This window comes from Citrobacter sp. wls827 (genome assembly GCF_005280875.1).
Classification (GTDB): domain Bacteria; phylum Pseudomonadota; class Gammaproteobacteria; order Enterobacterales; family Enterobacteriaceae; genus Citrobacter; species Citrobacter youngae.
Map to the genome: position 1 here is coordinate 16579 of NZ_SZWR01000016.1, position 20722 is coordinate 37300.

The window sequence follows — 20722 nt, forward strand, 5'->3', positions numbered from 1 at the left end:
ACAACCAGCATATGAAAACTATTCGAGCCTAAATCGATTGCGGCGTACAGCGAAGTGGTTGTGAGCATATCTTACGTTAACCTGAACGACGACGATTACGCGGAGCACCACCGGTACGACGCGGGCCATTGCCTGGGCGTGGGCGCGTCATGCGCAGCGGCTTTGGCAGGTCAGTCATTAGCGCGTCCGGGTTGTACTTGCTGACCGGAATCGAGTGGCCAATGTAGGTCTCGATTGCAGGTAAATTCAGCGCGTACTCTTCACAAGCCAGGCTAATAGAATGACCACTTGCGCCTGCACGACCTGTACGACCAATACGGTGGACGTAATCTTCACAGTCATCCGGCAGGTCATAGTTAAACACGTGCGTTACGGCTGGGATGTGCAGGCCACGCGCCGCGACATCGGTTGCGACGAGAATATCGAGATCGCCACGGGTGAACTCATCAAGGATACGCAGGCGTTTTTTCTGCGCCACGTCACCGGTAAGCAGGCCTACGCGATGTCCGTCAGCAGCAAGACTGCCCCAGATCTCTTCACAGCGATGTTTGGTGTTAGCAAAAACAATGGCGCGATCTGGCCACTCTTCTTCAATCAGCGTTTGCAGCAAACGCATTTTCTCTTCGTTGGAAGGATAGAAGAGTTCTTCTTTAATACGGTGGCCCGTCTTCTGTTCCGGTTCGACTTCAACGTACTCGGCGTTATTCATTTGTTCAAACGCCAGTTCGCGAACGCGATAAGACAGGGTTGCAGAAAACAGCATGTTCAGACGTTGGGTGGTTGGCGGCATACGACGGAACAGCCAACGGATATCTTTGATAAAGCCCAGATCGTACATACGATCGGCTTCATCCAGCACCACGACCTGAATCGCGCCCAGGTTGATATGGTTCTGTTTTGCGTAGTCGATAAGACGACCGGTCGTGCCGATAAGAATATCGACGCCGCTTTCCAGCACTTTCAGCTGTTTGTCGTAACCGTCGCCGCCATAAGCCAGGCCTAATTTCAGACCGGTGGTCTGTGCCAGCGGCTCGGCGTCGGCGTGGATCTGCACGGCTAACTCACGCGTTGGCGCCATAATTAACGCACGCGGTTGGTTCACCTTGCGATCGTCAATCGCGGGATGAGAGAGAAGATAATGAAACGTTGACGTCAGGAACGCCATCGTTTTTCCGGTACCGGTTTGCGCCTGCCCTGCAACATCACGGCCTGCCAGCGTAAGCGGCAGCGCGAGAGCCTGAATGGGCGTGCAGTTATGAAACCCTTTATTTTCAAGGGCTTCTATCACCTTCGGGTGCAGGGCGAAGTCGGAAAACTTCTGTTCTGTTAAATGTGTTTTGCTCATAGTGTGGTAGAATATCAGCTTACTATTGCTTTACGAAAGCGTATCCGGTGAAATAAAGTCAACCTTTAGTTGGTTAATACTGTACACAATTCATTCATGATGCGTCGAGATGGCAAGTGAATGGGTCCAAAGAAGCGTATTGAGTACGTGACCAGGACGCAGCGCACAGCCAACAAAAAGGCGGCTTGAAGGATGATGTGTAAACACCAACACACCAGGCTTATTCCTGTGGAGTTATTATGAGCGATAAAATTATTCACCTGACTGACGACAGTTTTGACACGGATGTACTCAAAGCGGACGGAGCTATCCTCGTTGATTTCTGGGCAGAGTGGTGCGGTCCGTGCAAAATGATCGCTCCGATTCTGGATGAAATCGCTGACGAATATCAGGGCAAATTGACGGTTGCTAAACTGAACATTGACCAAAACCCAGGCACCGCGCCGAAGTATGGTATTCGTGGCATCCCGACCCTTCTGCTGTTTAAAAACGGCGAAGTTGCGGCGACTAAAGTCGGCGCGCTGTCCAAAGGTCAGTTGAAAGAGTTCCTCGACGCTAACTTAGCGTAAGGAAGTATCATGATCGGGCGGCCATACTTCGAAATGATTCGGATGACTGGACGCCCGACTTGAGTCGTGCTAAGTTAGTGTTGACTTCGTATTAAACATACCTTATTAAGTTTGAATCTAGCTTTATCCAATACTTCCCGTTGTTTCTCGTGCGAGAAGTAGACAGATTCAGGGCCTTGTCACTCAATCCGTCTTGTCGTTTCAGTTCTGCGTACTTTCCTGTGACCAGACAGCGAACAGACATGAGTCGATGGCCGTAAACAGGCATGGATGACCCTGCCATACCATTCACAACATTAAGTTCGAGATTTACCCCAAGTTTAAGAACTCACACCATTATGAATCTTACCGAATTAAAGAATACGCCGGTTTCTGAGCTGATCACTCTCGGCGAAAATATGGGCCTTGAAAACCTGGCTCGTATGCGCAAGCAGGACATTATTTTTGCCATCCTGAAGCAGCACGCAAAGAGTGGCGAAGATATCTTTGGTGACGGTGTGCTGGAGATATTGCAGGATGGATTTGGTTTCCTCCGCTCTGCAGACAGCTCCTACCTCGCCGGTCCTGATGACATCTACGTTTCTCCAAGCCAAATCCGCCGTTTCAACCTCCGCACTGGTGATACCATTTCTGGTAAGATTCGCCCGCCAAAAGAAGGTGAACGCTATTTTGCGCTGTTGAAAGTTAACGAAGTTAACTACGACAAACCGGAAAACGCCCGTAACAAGATCCTCTTCGAAAACTTAACGCCGCTGCACGCAAACTCCCGTCTGCGTATGGAGCGTGGTAATGGTTCTACCGAGGACTTAACGGCGCGCGTACTGGATCTGGCATCGCCGATCGGTCGTGGCCAACGTGGTCTGATTGTGGCACCGCCAAAAGCGGGTAAAACCATGCTGCTGCAGAACATTGCGCAGAGCATTGCCTACAACCACCCGGACTGTGTGCTGATGGTGCTGCTGATTGACGAACGTCCGGAAGAAGTGACCGAGATGCAGCGTCTGGTTAAAGGTGAAGTTGTGGCTTCTACCTTTGATGAACCCGCATCTCGCCACGTTCAGGTTGCGGAAATGGTAATCGAGAAGGCGAAACGTCTGGTTGAACATAAGAAAGACGTTATCATCCTGCTCGACTCCATCACGCGTCTGGCGCGTGCGTACAACACCGTGGTCCCGGCTTCCGGTAAAGTCCTGACCGGTGGTGTTGATGCCAACGCCCTGCACCGTCCGAAGCGTTTCTTCGGTGCGGCACGTAACGTGGAAGAGGGCGGCAGCCTGACCATCATCGCGACTGCGCTTATCGATACCGGCTCTAAAATGGATGAAGTTATCTACGAAGAGTTTAAAGGTACCGGCAACATGGAACTGCATCTCTCTCGTAAGATCGCTGAAAAACGCGTCTTCCCGGCTATCGACTACAATCGTTCCGGTACCCGTAAAGAAGAGCTGCTTACCACCCAGGAAGAGCTGCAGAAAATGTGGATCCTGCGCAAAATCATCCATCCGATGGGTGAAATTGATGCAATGGAGTTCCTCATTAACAAGCTGGCGATGACGAAGACTAATGATGACTTCTTCGATATGATGAAGCGCTCATAATTCAGGCATCATCCGAAAACGCCACGTTTTTACGTGGCGTTTTGCTTTTATGCCTGTAATCTTAACGACACAATAACAATAATACGGTATGACATACCGCCAGGTTGAAAAAGATTCGTAATTTGTATCTTGTGGTTGATAATTATACAGAACCATCGGATATGGAGACGGGTTTCCCTTCTGAATAAAGGTCTTCGTGGTTATACTTCTGCTATTAATTTTCTCTGAGAGCATGCATTGTGAATTTACTGACAGTAAGCACTGATCTCATCAGTATTTTTTTATTCACAACACTGTTTCTTTTCTTTGCGCGTAAGGTCGCAAAAAAGATTGGTTTAGTGGATAAACCCAACTTTCGCAAACGGCATCAAGGATTGATCCCGCTGGTTGGGGGGATTTCGGCTTACGCAGGTATTTGCTTTACGTTTGTGATTGCTGATTATTACATCCCGCATGCTTCTCTCTATCTGGCCTGTGCCGGCGTGCTGGTTTTGGTTGGCGCGCTGGACGATCGTTTTGATATCAGTGTAAAAATCCGCGCAACTATCCAGGCCGCGATCGGCATTATCATGATGTCGGTTGGCAAACTCTATCTTCTTAGCCTTGGGTATATTTTTGGCCCCTGGGAGATGATTCTTGGCCCGTTTGGCTATTTACTGACGCTGTTTGCCGTCTGGGCGGCAATTAATGCTTTCAATATGGTGGATGGTATTGACGGCCTGTTAGGTGGGCTGTCCAGCGTTTCATTCGCGGCGATGGGGTTTATCCTGTGGTTCGATGGGCAGACGAGTCTGGCCGTATGGTGTTTTGCGATGATCGCCGCCATTCTGCCTTATATTCTGCTGAACCTGGGCGTTCTTGGGCGCCGTTATAAAGTCTTCATGGGTGATGCTGGCAGTACGCTGATTGGTTTTACCATCATCTGGATCCTGCTGGAAACCACGCAGGGCAAAACACATCCTATAAGCCCAGTTACCGCACTGTGGATTATCGCCATCCCGTTAATGGATATGGTGGCGATCATGTACCGCCGTTTGCGTAAGGGCATGAGCCCGTTCTCAGCCGATCGCCAGCACATTCATCATTTGGTGATGCGGGCAGGGTTTACTTCCCGCCAGGCATTTGTTCTGATTACGCTGGCGGCGGCCGTGCTGGCATCGATCGGTGTGCTGGCTGAATATTTCCGTTTGGTTCCGGAATGGGCCATGCTGGTGCTGTTTTTAATGGCATTTGGCCTCTACGGATACTGTATCAAGCGTGCCTGGAAAGTGGCGAGATTTATCAAGCGAGTGAAGCGCAGACTGCGAAGAATTCGTGAAGGCAAACCAAACTTAACCAAGTGAATTGAGGATGCGATGACACAACCATTACCGGGGGAAGACGCCATGAGCGCTGAAAATGAACTGGATATCCGTGGGTTGTTTCGTACCTTATGGGCAGGGAAGGTGTGGATTGTCGGTATGGCGCTCGCATTTGCACTTGTTGCTCTCGCCTATACTTTTTTCGCCCGTCAGGAGTGGAGCGCAACGGCTATTTCAGACAAGCCTACGGTGAATATGTTGGGGGGCTATTACTCTCAACAACAGTTCCTGCGCAACCTGGATATTAAGGCCAGCCTCGCATCAACGGACCAGCCGTCGGTGATGGATGAAGCCTATAAAGAATTTATCATGCAGCTTGCCTCCTGGGATACGCGTCGTGAATTCTGGCAGCAGACTGATTATTACAAGCAGCGTATGGTCGGAAACAGTAAAGCCGATGCCGCGCTGCTGGATGAACTGATCAACAACATTCAGTTTATGCCTGGTGATGCGTTGCGGAACACCAATGACAGCGTGAAGCTTATTGCGGAAACGGCACCTGATGCCAACAATCTTCTGCGCCAGTACGTGGCCTTTGCCAGCCAGCGTGCAGCACGTCATCTGAACGATGAGCTGAAAGGCGCATGGGCTGCGCGGACGGTGCAAATGAAAGCGCAGGTCAAACGGCAGGAAGAGGTAGCAAAATCGATTTTCTCTCGCCGTGTTCATAACATTGAACAAGCGCTCAAAATTGCTGAGCAGCATAATATTTCGCGTACTTCTACTGATGTCCCTGCTGAAGAGTTGCCTGATTCTGAGTTGTTTTTACTCGGACGCCCTATGCTGCAGGCGCGACTCGAAAACCTGCAATCTGTTGGCCCAGATTTTGATATGGACTATTTTCAAAACAGAGCCATGCTGAACACGCTGAACGTAGGACCGACCCTGGATCCGCGTTTTCAGACCTATCGTTATTTGCGGACGCCGGAAGAACCGGTAAAACGTGATAGCCCACGTCGTGCCTTCCTGATGATTATGTGGGGCATCGTTGGGGCCCTGATCGGTGCTGGTGTCGCGTTAACCCGTCGCCGTTCGATTTAGCAATACCGTTGCAGTGAGGGGCTGGGCTCTCACTGCCAATCCGAAGAGAATCGATGTGAAAGTACTGACTGTATTTGGTACGCGACCGGAGGCCATTAAGATGGCTCCTCTGGTTCATGCGCTGGCTAAAGATCCTGATTTCGACGCGAAAGTTTGCGTCACTGCACAGCATCGGGAGATGCTCGATCAGGTATTGCACCTCTTTTCCATCGTACCTGACTACGATCTCAATATTATGCAGCCAGGTCAGGGACTGACAGAAATTACCTGTCGAATTCTGGAAGGATTAAAGCCAATCCTCGCTGAGTTCAAACCTGATGTGGTGCTAGTCCACGGTGATACAACAACAACCCTTGCGACCAGCCTGGCCGCGTTTTATCAGCGTATTCCGGTGGGGCATGTTGAGGCTGGGTTGCGAACTGGCGATCTCTATTCTCCCTGGCCGGAAGAGGCAAACCGTACACTGACCGGGCGCCTGGCAATGTATCACTTTTCCCCAACTGAAAATTCACGCCAAAACCTGTTGCGTGAAACCATTCCGGATGACCGTATTTTTGTCACGGGGAACACGGTTATTGATGCGTTGATCTGGGTTCGCGATCGTGTACTCGGAAATGAAGCACTGCGCGCTGAACTGGCTGAGCGCTATCCTTTCCTGGATGCGGATAAGAAGATGATCCTGGTAACCGGTCATCGTCGGGAAAGCTTTGGTCGCGGCTTTGAGCAAATCTGCCATGCACTGGCGGAAATTGCCGCGGCTAATCAGAATGTACAGATTGTCTATCCCGTACACCTGAACCCCAACGTTAGCGAGCCGGTAAATCGTATTTTGGGTCATGTTGAGAACGTGATTCTGATTGAGCCACAGGACTATCTGCCATTCGTCTGGCTGATGAATCATGCCTGGCTTATCCTTACCGATTCCGGCGGGATTCAGGAGGAAGCCCCTTCTTTGGGCAAACCTGTGTTGGTGATGCGAGAAACAACGGAGCGGCCAGAAGCCATTACCGCAGGCACAGTACGTCTGGTTGGGACTGACCCTCAGCGTATTGTGGCAGAAGTCACGCGCTTGCTGCATGACGAAAATGAATATCAGACCATGAGCCGCGCCCATAATCCGTATGGTGATGGGCAGGCGTGTGGCCGCATTTTACACGCGTTAAAAAATAATCGGATATCGCTATGAGTTTTACGACCATTTCTGTCATTGGGCTGGGTTATATCGGACTGCCGACGGCGGCCGCTTTTGCTTCCCGTCAAAAACATGTTATTGGCGTAGATGTAAATCAACATGCGGTGGATACCATTAACCGCGGTGAAATCCACATCGTTGAACCTGATTTGGGTGCTGTGGTGAAAACAGCAGTCGAAAATGGCTTTCTGCGTGCGGTTACGACACCTGTTGAAGCAGACGCTTATCTGATTGCTGTGCCGACCCCCTTCAAGGGGGAGCATGAACCCGATATGGTCTATGTTGAAGCCGCAGCGAAGTCGCTTGCGCCGGTGCTGAAAAAAGGGGCGTTGGTAATCCTTGAATCGACGTCACCTGTCGGGGCAACGGAGCAGATGGCAGCATGGCTTGCAGAAATGCGCCCTGATCTGACTTTCCCGCAGCAGGCGGGGGAACAGGCTGACGTGAACATTGCTTATTGTCCGGAGCGCGTGCTGCCAGGCCAGGTAATGGTTGAACTGATTAAAAATGACCGTGTGATTGGCGGAATGACCCCCGTTTGTTCTATGCGCGCCAGCGAACTGTACAACATCTTCCTCGAAGGTGAATGTGTGGTGACTAACGCCCGCACTGCAGAAATGTGCAAGTTGACCGAAAACAGCTTCCGCGATGTCAATATCGCCTTTGCTAATGAACTGTCGCTGATTTGCGCCGATCAGGGGATTAACGTCTGGGAACTGATTCGTCTGGCGAACCGTCACCCGCGGGTTAACATTTTGCAGCCTGGACCTGGTGTTGGCGGGCACTGTATCGCGGTCGACCCGTGGTTTATTGTGGCGCAGAACCCGCAGCAGGCGAGATTGATCCGCACCGCGCGCGAGGTAAATGATAGTAAGCCTCATTGGGTTGTCGATCGGGTAAAAGCCGCTGTAGCGGATTGTCTGACGGAGACCAATAAACGTGCCAGCGACGTAAAAATTGCCTGTTTTGGTCTGGCGTTCAAACCGAATATTGATGATTTACGTGAAAGCCCGGCAATGGGGGTGGCGCAAAGTATCGCACGCTGGCACAGCGGCGAGACGCTGGTGGTTGAACCGAATATCCATCAGTTGCCGAAAAAACTGGATGGCCTGTGCCAACTGGCGAAACTGGACGATGCGCTGGCAAGCGCCGATGTGCTGGTGATGCTGGTTGACCATAATGAATTTAAAGCGATTAAAGGCGATGCGGTTCACCAGCAATACGTGGTTGATACCAAAGGAGTCTGGCGCTAATGAAACGAATTCTGGTTACCGGTGGTGCAGGATTTATTGGCTCAGCGGTTGTGCGTCACATCATTAATGAGACTCGGGATGCCGTGGTAGTGGTTGATAAGTTAACCTATGCCGGAAACCTGATGTCGCTGGCGCCGGTTGCACAGAATGCCCGTTTTGCCTTTGAACACGTGGATATCTGCGATCGCCTGGCGCTCGACAACGTGTTTCAACAGTATCAGCCGGATTGCGTGATGCACCTGGCGGCAGAAAGTCATGTTGATCGTTCTATCGATGGCCCCGCCGCATTTATTGAAACCAATATTGTCGGAACCTACACGTTGCTGGAAGCCGCTCGCGCATACTGGAATGTGTTAGCCGATGATAAAAAGCAGGCGTTTCGTTTCCACCATATATCAACCGACGAGGTGTACGGCGACCTGCATTCTACGGATGATTTCTTTACCGAAACAACGCCGTATGCACCGAGTAGTCCTTATTCCGCGTCAAAGGCCAGCAGCGATCATCTGGTACGTGCCTGGCTACGTACGTACGGGCTGCCAACGTTAATGACTAACTGCTCCAACAATTATGGGCCCTACCATTTCCCGGAAAAACTGATCCCGCTGATGATTCTCAATGCACTGGCGGGAAAACCTCTGCCGGTGTACGGCAACGGACAGCAGATTCGTGACTGGCTGTATGTGGAAGATCATGCCCGGGCGCTCTATTGCGTCGCGACTACAGGCGCGGTTGGCGAGACCTATAATATTGGTGGTCATAACGAGCGTAAAAACCTGGACGTGGTCGAAACGATTTGCAGCTTGTTGGAAGAACTGGCACCGCAAAAACCAAAAGGTGTTATGCGGTATCGTGAATTGATCACTTATGTTGAAGATCGCCCAGGCCATGATCTGCGCTATGCCATTGATGCGTCGAAAATTGCGCGTGAACTTGGCTGGGTGCCGCAGGAAACGTTTGAAAGTGGCATGCGTAAAACCGTGCAATGGTATCTGGCAAATGAGGCCTGGTGGAAACCCGTGCAGGATGGCAGCTACCAGGGTGAGCGTTTGGGCCTGAAGGGCTAACAGCCTGGTTTTGGCGCCCGGAGGAGGGATCATATGAAAGGTATCATTCTGGCAGGTGGCTCAGGCACTCGCCTGTACCCCATTACGCGCGGCGTATCGAAGCAGCTATTGCCTATTTACGATAAGCCCATGATCTATTACCCGCTATCGGTACTGATGCTGGCGGGAATTCGCGAGATCCTCATTATTACCACACCGGAAGATAAAGGGTATTTCCAGCGTTTGCTGGGAGATGGCTCTGAGTTCGGTATTGAATTGCATTATGCAGAGCAGCCCAGCCCGGATGGTTTAGCACAGGCATTCATTATTGGTGAAACGTTCCTTAACGGCGAACCATCATGTCTGGTGCTTGGGGACAATATCTTCTTTGGTCAGGGATTTAGTCCAAAACTACGCCACGTCGCTGCCAGAACACAAGGTGCGACGGTATTTGGCTATCAGGTGATGGATCCTGAGCGTTTCGGTGTGGTTGAGTTTGATGACAATTTTCGCGCAGTCTCGCTGGAAGAGAAGCCGAAAGAACCAAAATCAAACTGGGCGGTGACAGGACTCTATTTCTACGACAGTAAGGTAGTGGAATACGCAAAGCGCGTGAAACCTTCTGAGCGTGGGGAACTGGAAATTACCTCCATTAACCAGATGTACCTTGACGATGGCAATCTGACCGTTGAATTGCTTGGCCGTGGCTTTGCCTGGCTGGATACCGGTACGCACGACAGTCTGATTGAAGCGAGCACGTTTGTGCAGACGGTGGAGAAACGTCAGGGCTTTAAAATCGCCTGCCTGGAAGAGATAGCATGGCGTAATTGCTGGCTGGATGATGAAGGTGTTAGACGTGCCGCCAGCTCTCTGGCTAAAACAGGCTACGGCCAATATTTGCTGGAGCTTCTCCGTGCCCGTCCGCGCCAGTATTGAGTCTCTGGATTGGGAAAATACGTTCTTTGGCGTGAATAGCGCCATCGTACGGTTTGACCCGCACGCACCGATCCTGACAGCAGAAGTTTTACAGCGCTGGGAACGGGTGCAGGCAAAAATTCCTGCTGCATATACGTATGAATTAGATGCTTTACAGCAGTTGGGCTTTTCACTGGTCGAAGGTGAGATGGACTTTGTTCTGCCGGTAACGTGCGCCCGTGAAAATCCCGGTGCACAGGTGGCGCAAGCTGCGGATATTCCGCTGCTGCGTCGACTGGCAGGAGAGGCGTTCGCCCAAAGTCGTTTCCGCGCACCGTGGTATCCCGTGGAGGCCAGTGCGCGTTTTTATGCACAGTGGATAGAAAACGCTGTGCTGGGCACGTTCGATCATCAGTGCCTCATTTTTCGTACACAGACAGGTGGGATTCGCGGTTATGTCTCACTACGTGACGTCAATGATACTGATGCACGTATTGGCTTACTGGCTGGTCGTGGTGCGGGTGCCGAACTCATGCAGGCTGCGCTTTGCTGGGCACAGGCTCGCGGTAAAACAACATTGCGGGTGGCGACCCAGATGGGCAACACCGCCGCGCTTAAACGTTATATACAGAGCGGTGCAAATGTGGAAAGCACCGCGTACTGGTTATACAGGTGACAAAATGATTCCATTTAACGCACCGCCGGTGGTGGGAACCGAGCTTGAATACATGCAGTCAGCGATGAGCAGCGGCAAGCTGTGTGGCGATGGTGGTTTTACCCGCCGTTGCCAGCAATGGCTGGAGCAGCATTTTGGCAGTGAGAAAGTGCTGCTGACGCCTTCCTGTACCGCATCACTGGAGATGGCGGCATTATTGCTGGACATCCAGCCCGGCGATGAAGTCATCATGCCCAGCTACACATTTGTATCTACCGCGAACGCATTCGTGCTGCGTGGCGCAAAAATCGTCTTTGTCGATATCCGCCCGGATACCATGAACATTGATGAAACGCTGATTGAAGCGGCGATCACCGAGAAAACCCGCGCTATTGTGCCGGTGCACTACGCCGGGGTTGCCTGTGAAATGGATACCATTATGGCGTTGGCGTCACAATACAACCTGTTCGTGGTAGAAGATGCTGCTCAGGGCGTAATGTCGACCTACAAAGGCCGTGCGCTGGGGACCATTGGGCATATTGGCTGCTTTAGCTTCCATGAAACCAAAAACTATACCGCAGGCGGTGAAGGCGGGGCGACGCTGATCAACGACCGTAAATTAGTTGAACGTGCAGAAATCATCCGTGAAAAGGGGACGAATCGCAGTCAATTTTTCCGCGGTCAGGTTGATAAATATACCTGGCGTGATATTGGCTCCAGCTATTTGATGTCCGATCTCCAGGCTGCCTATCTGTGGGCGCAACTGGAAGCGGCAGAGCGTATTAATCATCAGCGCCTGGTGCTGTGGCAGAATTATTATGATGCCCTCGAACCACTGGCGCGTGCCGGGCGTATTGATTTACCCGCCATCCCGGAAGGTTGTGCGCAGAACGCCCATATGTTTTATATCAAGCTGCGTGATATTGACGATCGCACGGCGTTGATTAACTTCCTGAAAGAAGCCGAAATTATGGCGGTATTCCATTATATTCCGCTGCATGATTGTCCGGCTGGCGATAAATTTGGCGTGTTTTCCGGAGTCGATCGTTACACCACCAAAGAGAGTGAACGCCTGCTGCGTCTGCCGCTGTTTTATAACCTGTCGCTGGTGAACCAGCGCACAGTGATTACGACCTTACTCAACTACTTCTCCTGATATGTCGCTGGCTAAAGCGTCCTTGTGGACGGCTACCAGTACGCTGGTAAAAATTGGTGCGGGTTTGTTGGTGGTAAAACTGCTGGCGGTCTCTTTCGGCCCTGCGGGTGTGGGCCAGGCGGGAAACTTCCGTCAGATGGTCACCGTGCTTGGCGTGTTGGCGGGCGCCGGGATTTTCAACGGCGTCACGAAATACGTTGCGCAGCACCATGATGACCCGGCGCGGTTGCGTAAGGTGGTGGGGACATCGTCCGCAATGGTGTTGGGATTCTCTACGCTGATGGCGGCGATTTTTTTGCTGGCAGCAGCGCCTATCAGTCAGGGATTGTTTGGTCATACGCATTTTCAGGGGCTGGTACGCCTGGTTGCGCTGGTACAGATGGGGATTGCCTGGGCAAACCTGTTGCTGGCGTTGATGAAAGGATTCCGCGATGCCGCAGGTAATGCGCTATCGCTGATTATTGGCAGCCTGGTCGGCGTCGTGGCCTACTACGGCTGCTATCGGTTGGGCGGATACGAAGGTGCTTTGCTGGGGCTGGCGCTGGTGCCAGCGCTGGTGGTTATCCCTGCAGCCATCATGCTGATTAAGCGTGGCACTATTCCTCTGCATTACCTGAAGCCCTCGTGGGATAACGGTCTGGCAGGGCAGCTAAGCAAGTTTACGTTGATGGCGCTCATTACCTCTGTGACGCTGCCCGTGGCGTATGTGATGATGCGAAACCTATTGGCGGCGCAATACAGCTGGGATGACGTGGGGATTTGGCAGGGGGTGAGCAGTATCTCTGATGCGTACCTGCAATTTATTACCGCTTCATTCAGTGTGTATCTGTTGCCAACACTGTCTCGCCTGACTGAAAAGCGCGACATCACGCGTGAAGTTATCAAATCGCTGAAATTTGTATTACCGGCAGTTGCCGCCGCGAGTTTTACCGTCTGGCTGTTACGTGATTTTGCTATCTGGCTGCTTTTCTCCGCTAAATTCACCGCCATGCGTGATTTGTTTGCCTGGCAACTGGTGGGGGATGTACTGAAAGTGGGTGCCTACGTATTTGGCTATCTGGTGATCGCGAAGGCCTCGCTGCGGTTTTATATTCTGGCCGAAATTAGCCAGTTCATTTTGTTGACGGCATTTGCCCACTGGTTGATCCCCGCGCACGGTGCTCTGGGCGCGGCACAGGCCTATATGGCAACGTACATCGTCTATTTTTCTCTTTGTTGTGGCGTGTTTTTACTCTGGCGTAGGCGGGTATGACTGTACTGATTCACGTTCTGGGATCGGATATCCCTCACCATAACCAAACCGTGCTGCGGTTCTTCAACGACGCGTTGGCTGCAACAAGTGAGCACGCACGCGTGTTTATGGTTGCCGGTCAGGATACGGGATTTAGCGAGAGCTACCCGGCGTTATCACTGAGTTTCTACGGTGGAAAAAAGGCGCTGGCAGAGGCCGTTATCGCCAAAGCTAAGACGGATCGCCAGCAGCGTTTCTTCTTTCATGGGCAGTTCAATACTAGTCTGTGGCTGGCATTGCTGAGCGGGGGGATTAAGCCTGAGCAGTTTTACTGGCATATTTGGGGTGCCGATCTGTATGAAGTCTCCAGTGGGCTGAAATTCCGTCTGTTTTACCCGATTCGCCGAATGGCACAAAACCGCGTGGGTTGTGTCTTTGCCACGCGAGGCGATCTGAGCTATTTCGCTGAGCTGCATCCGCGTGTTCGCGGGGAATTGCTCTATTTCCCAACCCGTATGGATCCGTCGCTGAACAATATGAGCAATGAGCGCCAGCGACGCGGGAAAATGACGATCCTGGTCGGAAACTCTGGCGATCGCAGTAATGAGCATATTGCCGCGCTGCGTGCTGTCCATCAGCAGTTCGGCGACACGGTGAACGTGATTGTGCCAATGGGTTACCCGGCAAATAATGCAGGCTATATTGAAGATGTGCGCCAGGCGGGTCTGGCGTTATTTAGCGCCGATAACCTGCAAATTCTCAGTGAAAAGCTGGAGTTTGATGCCTATCTGGCGCTACTGCGTCAGTGCGATCTGGGTTACTTTATTTTTGCCCGTCAGCAGGGGATTGGTACATTGTGTCTGCTGATTCAGGCGGGGATCCCGTGCGTGCTCAATCGTGAAAACCCATTCTGGCAGGATATGGCAGAGCAAAACATCCCGGTTCTGTTTACGACAGATGTACTCAATGAAGGTATCGTACGCGAGGCGCAGCGCCAACTGGCATCGGTTGATAAAAGTGCAATTACTTTCTTTAGCCCGAATTATCTGCAACCGTGGCATAACGCGCTGCGCATTGCCTCAGGAGAAACCGTATGAGTCTGATGCAATTCAGCGGTCTGCTGGTGGTGTGGCTGCTCTCGACTTTGTTTATCGCCACGCTGACCTGGTTTGAATTCCGACGCGTGCGGTTTAACTTCAATGTCTTTTTCTCATTGCTGTTCTTATTGACGTTTTTCTTTGGTTTTCCGTTGACCAGCGTGCTGGTATTTCGCTTTGATGTGGCGGTGGCCCCGCCGGAAATTTTGCTGCAGGCGTTGCTGTCCGCTGCCTGCTTCTACGCAGTGTACTATGTGACCTATAAAACACGCCTGCGGAAACGGAGCCCGGAGAGAACGCGCAAACCGCTGTTTACCATCAATCGCGTTGAAGCACATTTGACCTGGATTATCCTGATGGCGATTGCGCTGGTGAGCGTGGGCATTTTCTTTATGCACAACGGTTTCCTGCTGTTCAGGTTGCAATCCTATAGCCAGATTTTCTCCAGTGAAGTCTCCGGGGTGGCTCTGAAACGCTTCTTCTACTTCTTCATTCCGGCGATGCTGGTGGTCTACTTCCTGCGTCAGGACAGCAAAGCGTGGTTGTTCTTCCTGGTGAGCACCGTTGCATTTGGGTTGCTGACGTACATGATTGTTGGCGGAACCCGCGCCAATATTATTATCGCGTTTGCCATTTTCCTGTTTATCGGCATTATTCGCGGCTGGATTTCGCTGTGGATGCTGGCCGCGGCGGGCGTCCTGGGTATTGTCGGGATGTTCTGGCTGGCGCTGAAGCGCTACGGGATGAACGTCAGCGGTGATGAGGCGTTCTATACTTTCCTGTACCTCACGCGCGATACCTTCTCGCCGTGGGAGAATCTGGCGCTATTGCTGCAAAATTACCACAATATTGAGTTCCAGGGGCTGGCGCCGATCGTTCGTGACTTCTACGTCTTTATCCCTTCCTGGCTGTGGCCAGGGCGACCTGGCATTGTTCTCAACTCAGCGAACTACTTTACCTGGGAAGTGTTGAATAACCACTCGGGGCTGGCGATTTCGCCGACGTTAATTGGTTCGCTGGTGGTGATGGGCGGGGCGCTGTTTATACCGTTAGGCGCGATTGTCGTCGGCCTAATTATTAAATGGTTCGACTGGTTGTATGAATTAGGCAACCGGGAAACTAATCGCTATAAGTCGGCGATTTTGCACAGTTTCTGTTTCGGTGCCATTTTTAATATGATCGTTTTGGCACGTGAAGGGTTAGATTCGTTTGTCTCGCGAGTGGTTTTTTTTCTCGTGATTTTCGGTATCTGTCTGTTGGTGGCAAAATTGTTGTACTGGCTGTTTGATAGTGCGGGACTCATCCATAAACGAATAAAGTCGGTGCCCCGGACACAGGTTGAAGGATCGTAATGACAGATAACACAACTGCGCCGCTGTATTCACTGCGCGGATTAGAACTGATTGGCTGGCGCGATATGCAACATGCGCTGAATTACCTGTTTGCCGGGGGACGTCTCAGGCAGGGGACGCTGGTAGCAATTAACGCTGAAAAAATGCTGACAGCGGAGGATAACCCAGAGGTTCGGACGTTGATCGAGGCCGCTGAGTTTAAATATGCGGATGGGATCAGCGTGGTGCGTTCCGTGTGTAAAAAATTCCCGCAGGCGCAGGTATCACGTGTGGCGGGGGCCGATCTCTGGGAAGCGCTGATGGCTCGCGCCGGGAAGGAAGGAACGCCCGTATTCCTGGTGGGCGGTAAGCCTGATGTCCTGACGCAAACAGAGGCAAAACTACGCGCACAATGGCACGTCAATATTGTTGGCAGTCAGGACGGCTATTTTACCGCCGATCAGCGTCAGGCGCTGTTTGAGCGTATTCATGCCAGCGGCGCACAACTTGTTACCGTGGCGATGGGTTCGCCGAAACAAGAAATTTTTATGCGCGACTGTCGCCAGGTCCATCCGTATGCGCTGTATATGGGCGTGGGCGGCACCTACGATGTGTTTACCGGGCACGTAAAGCGCGCGCCCAAATTCTGGCAGAGCCTGGGATTGGAGTGGCTGTATCGCTTGCTGCTGCAACCGAGTCGTATCACCCGCCAACTTCGTTTATTACGTTATCTCCGCTGGCACTATACCGGCAATCTCTGACATCACCTCTGCGTTGTTCAGTAGCGCGTTATGCTAAACGCGCTACTTATTCACAACATAATCGCTGCTTTCTCGCACAATCTATTCATTTTTTGAATGCTTTAATTGCCATTTAGGCGATTTTAAGAAACCATTCGCAACAATCATTGCAGTGCCGTGGTGTTTTTGGCGCCAACCGTAAAGTGGTCGGTGCTGAATGGCCTGTTATGGCAAAAAACGATGTACCCATAACGATAACCGGTAATACCGGAAACGATGCAAACACAACAAGAGGATCTATGGCCGAGAACAAACCTGAGCTACAGCGTGGGCTGGAGGCTCGTCACATCGAATTAATTGCCCTTGGGGGCACCATTGGCGTCGGACTGTTTATGGGGGCTGCCAGTACCCTGAAATGGGCGGGACCGTCGGTTCTTCTGGCGTATATCGTCGCTGGGTTGTTCGTCTTCTTCATCATGCGTTCCATGGGGGAGATGTTGTTCCTGGAGCCGGTCACCGGCTCATTCGCCGTTTACGCTCACCGCTACATGAGCCCCTTCTTTGGCTATCTTACCGCATGGTCATACTGGTTTATGTGGATGGCGGTGGGGATCTCGGAGATTACCGCCATTGGGGTCTACGTGCAGTTCTGGTTCCCGGAAATGGCGCAATGGATACCCGCACTGATTGCTGTTGGACTGGTTGCGTTAGCAAACCTGGCAGCAGTTCGCTTGTATGGTGAAATCGAATTCTGGTTTGCCATGATCAAAGTGACCACCATCATTGTGATGATTGTCATTGGCGTAGGGGTTATTTTCTTCGGCTTTGGTAACGGTGGTCAGGCGATCGGCTTTGGCAATTTGACCGAGCATGGCGGTTTCTTCGCGGGGGGCTGGAAAGGGTTCCTGACAGCATTGTGTATTGTTGTTGCTTCCTATCAGGGCGTGGAGCTGATCGGCATCACGGCTGGTGAAGCGAAAAATCCACAGGTCACACTGCGTAGCGCGGTAGGTAAAGTGCTGTGGCGTATCCTGATTTTCTACGTGGGGGCGATTTTTGTTATCGTCACTATCTTCCCGTGGAATGAGATTGGCAGCAACGGCAGCCCGTTCGTTCTCACTTTTGCCAGGATTGGTATTACAGCAGCCGCTGGGATTATCAACTTTGTGGTCCTGACGGCGGCGCTGTCTGGCTGTAACAGCGGGATGTACAGCTGTGGCCGTATGCTCTATGCGCTGGCAAAGAATCGCCAACTACCCGCCGCTGTTGGAAAAGTTTCGCGTCATGGCGTACCGGTTGCCGGCGTGGCCATTTCTATCGCCATCCTGCTGATTGGTTCGTGCCTGAACTACATCATTCCCAACCCGCAGCGTGTATTCGTTTATGTTTATAGCGCCAGCGTACTGCCGGGGATGGTGCCATGGTTTGTGATCCTGATAAGCCAGCTGCGTTTCCGTCAGGCCCATAAGGCGGCGATCGCCAGTCATCCTTTCCGCTCGATTTTGTTCCCGTGGGCGAATTATTTGACGATGGCGTTCCTGATTTGCGTATTAATCGGCATGTACTTTAATGAAGATACCCGAATGTCGCTGTTTGTTGGCATCGGCTTCTTACTGGCGGTGACGCTCATTTATAAGGTTTTTGGCCTGAATCGTCATGGCACAGCCCAAAAATTGCAGGAATAAGCGACAAAACGCACAAAGCGTGACCAAACGATAATTTATTTTAAAAAAGCACTAGACAGCAGACCGAGACCTCCGTAATATCCAGCCCCGCAACGGCGCTAAGCGCCCGTAGCTCAGCTGGATAGAGCGCTGCCCTCCGGAGGCAGAGGTCTCAGGTTCGAATCCTGTCGGGCGCACCATTTAGTAATGGTGCCGGAGCTGCGGTGGTTTTAATACCGCGTAAAAGATTTGCAGTGGTGGCTATAGCTCAGTTGGTAGAGCCCTGGATTGTGATTCCAGTTGTCGTGGGTTCGAATCCCATTAGCCACCCCATTAATTTAAAGTTGTGAAATGCGAAGGTGGCGGAATTGGTAGACGCGCTAGCTTCAGGTGTTAGTGTCCTTAGGATGTGGGGGTTCGAGTCCCCCCCCTCGCACCACGACTTAAAGAATTGAACTAAAAATTCAAAAAGCAGTAAAACGGCGAGTAGCGCAGCTTGGTAGCGCAACTGGTTTGGGACCAGTGGGTCGGAGGTTCGAATCCTCTCTCGCCGACCAATTTTGAACCCCGCTTCGGCGGGGTTTTTTGTTTTCTGTTCTTCGCTTTTGTACCTCTTCTCCCCCAAATGTCATGAAGTCCTAAAAAGCCGCAATCCCTGGTTTTTACAGTGCAATCACCGTATACGCTGTGTAATAATATGCGTGTAGATGCTCATTCCATCTCTTATGTTCGCCATCAGGCCTCATAAACTCAGGAATGATGCAGAGCCGTTTACGGTGCTTATCGTCCACTGACAGATGTCGCTTTAGCTTCATCAAACACCATGGACATAACGTTGAGTGAAGCACCCATTTATGTTGTCATACAGACCTGTTTAACGCCTGCTCCTTACCGAGCGGGCGTTTTTTTATGCATAAACAAAATCCTTCGAGCTGCTTCTCGAATGATTTTGCGTATACGATTGAAAAATATGTAGGCCCGGTAAGCGAAAGCGTCACCGGGCATTCAGGAGTTACTGCGGGGGATTGTTGTTCTGCAGTGTCAACATCAGGCCATCACGGCGCAGGGTGGCGGCTTCTTCCGGCTGATGCAGCCTGTCCAGTGCGTCGGCAAGCCAGGCGTAGTCGTATGCATCCGGGCGTTGTTTAAGCGCGGCACGGAAGGCGAGCGTAGCTTCCTGCCATTCACCGTGCTTCATCAATGACTGACCAAGCGTACTCCACAGCAACGGGCGGTCGCCCACCACTTTAATTTGCTGGCGCAGTACTTTTTCTATCTGTTCCGGGTTGTTGGTTTTCAGACGTGGGATCGGCAGCACCAGGCGGTCGTCATACTGACGTTTCAGACCATCGATGATGATTTGCTGTGCCGTATCGTGATCGTCACACTCAATCAGATGTTCTGCCATCGCCACCTGCAGGGCAACCTGATGACGAGTCTTACGGCTCTGGTTTTTCCACCATGCGCGTAATCCCTCGCTGCCCTGATCGGCGCGAACCTGATCCATCAGACCCACCCATGCCTGCTGTTCCAGCATCGCACGGTGCTCGTCATCACCCACATGCGCTTTCGCCATTGATGGAATGATATCCAGCAAAGAACTCCATGCGCCGGTGCGAATATAAGCCTGTTCAGCCAGGCGCAAGACTTCCGGATGACGTGGCGTCACTTCCAGCAGTTTGTCTACGCTGTGGCGTGCGGCATGGTTTTCATTACGCGCCAGCTGCAAACGAACACGGGCGATTTCGACTGGGATCGTATCATTTCCGGCGAGTTCGGCTGCGCGTTCAAGGTGTTGATTAGCGCGAGCTTCATCACCACGCTGCTGAGCCGCTTCTGCCGCCAACAGGTAATTCACCACCGGCTGTTCTGCGTGATCGGCATTTTTTGACATCAGCTTTTCAACCTGCTGATAGTCGCCTTCTGCCAGTTTAAGCAGCGCCTGCTCGGTCTGTTTACGCGCACGACGGCGTTTACGCCCCACGAACCAGCCGCGGGTATGCGCACCAGTACGGAATATACGGCGCAGCAGCCACTCAATCGCAAAAAGAATGACCATCGCGACGATCAGAATGATCACCAGACCCGTCACGCTGGTTTCGATGTTGTAGTTATCCGTCTGGATCAGCACGTAGCCCTGATGACCGGCTATCATCGGACCGACGACGATCCCGGCGATCAACAGCACAAAGAGCAACAATACTTTTAGCATCATTATTCTCCTTGCGGCGCGGCTGCCGGAGCATCTGCCTGAGGTGCTGGTGCAGGTGCGGCTTCAGCCGGTGATGTGGATGGCTGGGCCAGCAAATTACGCACGCGAGTCTGCATTAGCTTCTCAAGAATAACCTGGCTCTGAAGTGTTTCCGGTACGTCCATGCTGATGCTTTGCTGGCTCAGTTGATCGACCTCTTCAAGGAACGCTTTTGTCGCCGCATCGTCAGTGTCGTAATAGGCGCGAACCCACGTGGAGACATTTTCCAGCGCCTGGCGGTATGTTTCTTCCTGATGGCGAGGTACGGCTTGCGCCG

The 20722-nt window shown here is 51.9% G+C and carries 19 protein-coding genes, 4 tRNA genes and 1 pseudogene; 20 read left to right on the forward strand and 4 right to left on the reverse strand.

Annotated elements, in window-relative coordinates; all coding sequences use genetic code 11:
• Together FDX03_RS23235 and rhlB are read right to left on the reverse strand one after the other, a co-directional pair.
• Positions 1–68 (reverse strand): annotated as a pseudogene (locus FDX03_RS23235) (guanosine-3',5'-bis(diphosphate) 3'-pyrophosphohydrolase); the annotation flags it as partial.
• A gap of 8 nt (positions 69–76) precedes the next feature.
• Positions 77–1345, reverse strand: a complete 1269-nt coding sequence (gene rhlB / locus FDX03_RS10125; RefSeq protein WP_048214059.1) for an ATP-dependent RNA helicase RhlB — start codon at positions 1343–1345, stop codon at positions 77–79.
• 239 nt (positions 1346–1584) lie between these two features.
• Between rhlB and trxA the strand changes: the two genes are divergently transcribed.
• From trxA to FDX03_RS10230, 20 genes are all read left to right on the forward strand, one after another.
• A complete protein-coding gene (trxA, locus tag FDX03_RS10130) occupies positions 1585–1914 on the forward strand; it encodes a thioredoxin TrxA (protein WP_001280776.1) in 330 nt (109 codons plus the stop codon).
• Between the two features lie 176 nt (positions 1915–2090).
• Entirely contained in the window at positions 2091–2174 is an 84-nt protein-coding gene (locus tag FDX03_RS10135) for a rho operon leader peptide (protein ID WP_101743114.1), read from the forward strand.
• Positions 2175–2252: 78 nt separating this feature from the next.
• The gene (gene rho, locus FDX03_RS10140) at positions 2253–3512 is read left to right on the forward strand and encodes a transcription termination factor Rho (RefSeq protein WP_002437993.1); all 1260 of its coding nucleotides are present in this window, start codon (positions 2253–2255) and stop codon (positions 3510–3512) included.
• A 239-nt stretch (positions 3513–3751) separates the two neighbouring features.
• Positions 3752–4855 (forward strand): UDP-N-acetylglucosamine--undecaprenyl-phosphate N-acetylglucosaminephosphotransferase, encoded by a 1104-nt coding sequence (gene wecA, locus FDX03_RS10150; protein ID WP_005133353.1) that lies wholly within the window; start codon positions 3752–3754, stop codon positions 4853–4855.
• Between the two features lie 12 nt (positions 4856–4867).
• Positions 4868–5914, forward strand: coding sequence for an ECA polysaccharide chain length modulation protein (gene wzzE, locus FDX03_RS10155; protein WP_048214060.1), 1047 nt, complete (start codon positions 4868–4870; stop codon positions 5912–5914).
• Positions 5915–5969: 55 nt separating this feature from the next.
• The gene (gene wecB, locus FDX03_RS10160; RefSeq protein ID WP_048214061.1) at positions 5970–7100 is read left to right on the forward strand and encodes a UDP-N-acetylglucosamine 2-epimerase (non-hydrolyzing); all 1131 of its coding nucleotides are present in this window, start codon (positions 5970–5972) and stop codon (positions 7098–7100) included.
• Positions 7097–8359, forward strand: coding sequence for a UDP-N-acetyl-D-mannosamine dehydrogenase (wecC, locus tag FDX03_RS10165; protein ID WP_048214062.1), 1263 nt, complete (start codon positions 7097–7099; stop codon positions 8357–8359). The genes wecB and wecC overlap by 4 nt, the downstream gene beginning before the upstream one ends.
• Complete coding sequence (gene rffG, locus FDX03_RS10170) at positions 8359–9426, forward strand: dTDP-glucose 4,6-dehydratase (protein WP_101743113.1); 1068 nt, start codon at positions 8359–8361, stop codon at positions 9424–9426. The genes wecC and rffG overlap by 1 nt, the downstream gene beginning before the upstream one ends.
• Positions 9427–9459: 33 nt before the next feature.
• On the forward strand, positions 9460–10341 hold the full coding sequence (gene rfbA, locus FDX03_RS10175) for a glucose-1-phosphate thymidylyltransferase RfbA (protein WP_137345887.1): 882 nt from the start codon (positions 9460–9462) through the stop codon (positions 10339–10341).
• Positions 10319–10996 carry a dTDP-4-amino-4,6-dideoxy-D-galactose acyltransferase gene (rffC, locus tag FDX03_RS10180; RefSeq protein WP_137345888.1) on the forward strand — a complete coding sequence of 226 codons (678 nt, stop codon included), beginning with the start codon at positions 10319–10321 and terminating at the stop codon, positions 10994–10996. The genes rfbA and rffC overlap by 23 nt, the downstream gene beginning before the upstream one ends.
• Positions 10997–11000: 4 nt before the next feature.
• Positions 11001–12131: a dTDP-4-amino-4,6-dideoxygalactose transaminase gene (gene rffA / locus FDX03_RS10185; protein ID WP_048214066.1), complete on the forward strand. Its 1131-nt coding sequence runs from the start codon at positions 11001–11003 to the stop codon at positions 12129–12131.
• A 1-nt stretch (position 12132) separates the two neighbouring features.
• Positions 12133–13383 (forward strand): lipid III flippase WzxE, encoded by a 1251-nt coding sequence (gene wzxE / locus FDX03_RS10190; RefSeq protein ID WP_137345889.1) that lies wholly within the window; start codon positions 12133–12135, stop codon positions 13381–13383.
• Complete coding sequence (locus FDX03_RS10195; RefSeq protein ID WP_137345890.1) at positions 13380–14459, forward strand: TDP-N-acetylfucosamine:lipid II N-acetylfucosaminyltransferase; 1080 nt, start codon at positions 13380–13382, stop codon at positions 14457–14459. Before wzxE ends, FDX03_RS10195 begins: the two co-directional genes overlap by 4 nt.
• Positions 14456–15811, forward strand: coding sequence for an ECA oligosaccharide polymerase (gene wzyE, locus FDX03_RS10200; protein WP_040230069.1), 1356 nt, complete (start codon positions 14456–14458; stop codon positions 15809–15811). Before FDX03_RS10195 ends, wzyE begins: the two co-directional genes overlap by 4 nt.
• Positions 15811–16551, forward strand: coding sequence for a lipopolysaccharide N-acetylmannosaminouronosyltransferase (gene wecG / locus FDX03_RS10205; protein WP_137345891.1), 741 nt, complete (start codon positions 15811–15813; stop codon positions 16549–16551). The genes wzyE and wecG overlap by 1 nt, the downstream gene beginning before the upstream one ends.
• Before the next feature lie 278 nt (positions 16552–16829).
• Positions 16830–18215 (forward strand): amino acid permease, encoded by a 1386-nt coding sequence (locus FDX03_RS10210; RefSeq protein ID WP_048214071.1) that lies wholly within the window; start codon positions 16830–16832, stop codon positions 18213–18215.
• Positions 18216–18317: 102 nt separating this feature from the next.
• Positions 18318–18394 (forward strand) — tRNA-Arg (locus FDX03_RS10215).
• Positions 18395–18451: 57 nt separating this feature from the next.
• Positions 18452–18527: transfer RNA gene (locus tag FDX03_RS10220), tRNA-His, on the forward strand.
• A gap of 20 nt (positions 18528–18547) precedes the next feature.
• A tRNA-Leu gene (locus FDX03_RS10225) sits at positions 18548–18633 on the forward strand.
• Positions 18634–18674: 41 nt separating this feature from the next.
• Positions 18675–18751, forward strand: a tRNA-Pro gene (locus FDX03_RS10230).
• Between the two features lie 455 nt (positions 18752–19206).
• On the opposite strand, the gene hemY is transcribed toward FDX03_RS10230, so the two are convergent.
• Together hemY and FDX03_RS23240 are read right to left on the reverse strand one after the other, a co-directional pair.
• Positions 19207–20406 carry a protoheme IX biogenesis protein HemY gene (gene hemY, locus FDX03_RS10235; RefSeq protein ID WP_101743061.1) on the reverse strand — a complete coding sequence of 400 codons (1200 nt, stop codon included), beginning with the start codon at positions 20404–20406 and terminating at the stop codon, positions 19207–19209.
• A 2-nt stretch (positions 20407–20408) separates the two neighbouring features.
• Positions 20409–20722, reverse strand: a 314-nt coding sequence (locus FDX03_RS23240) for a uroporphyrinogen-III C-methyltransferase (protein WP_249357030.1), incomplete at its 5' end; no start/stop codon positions are given.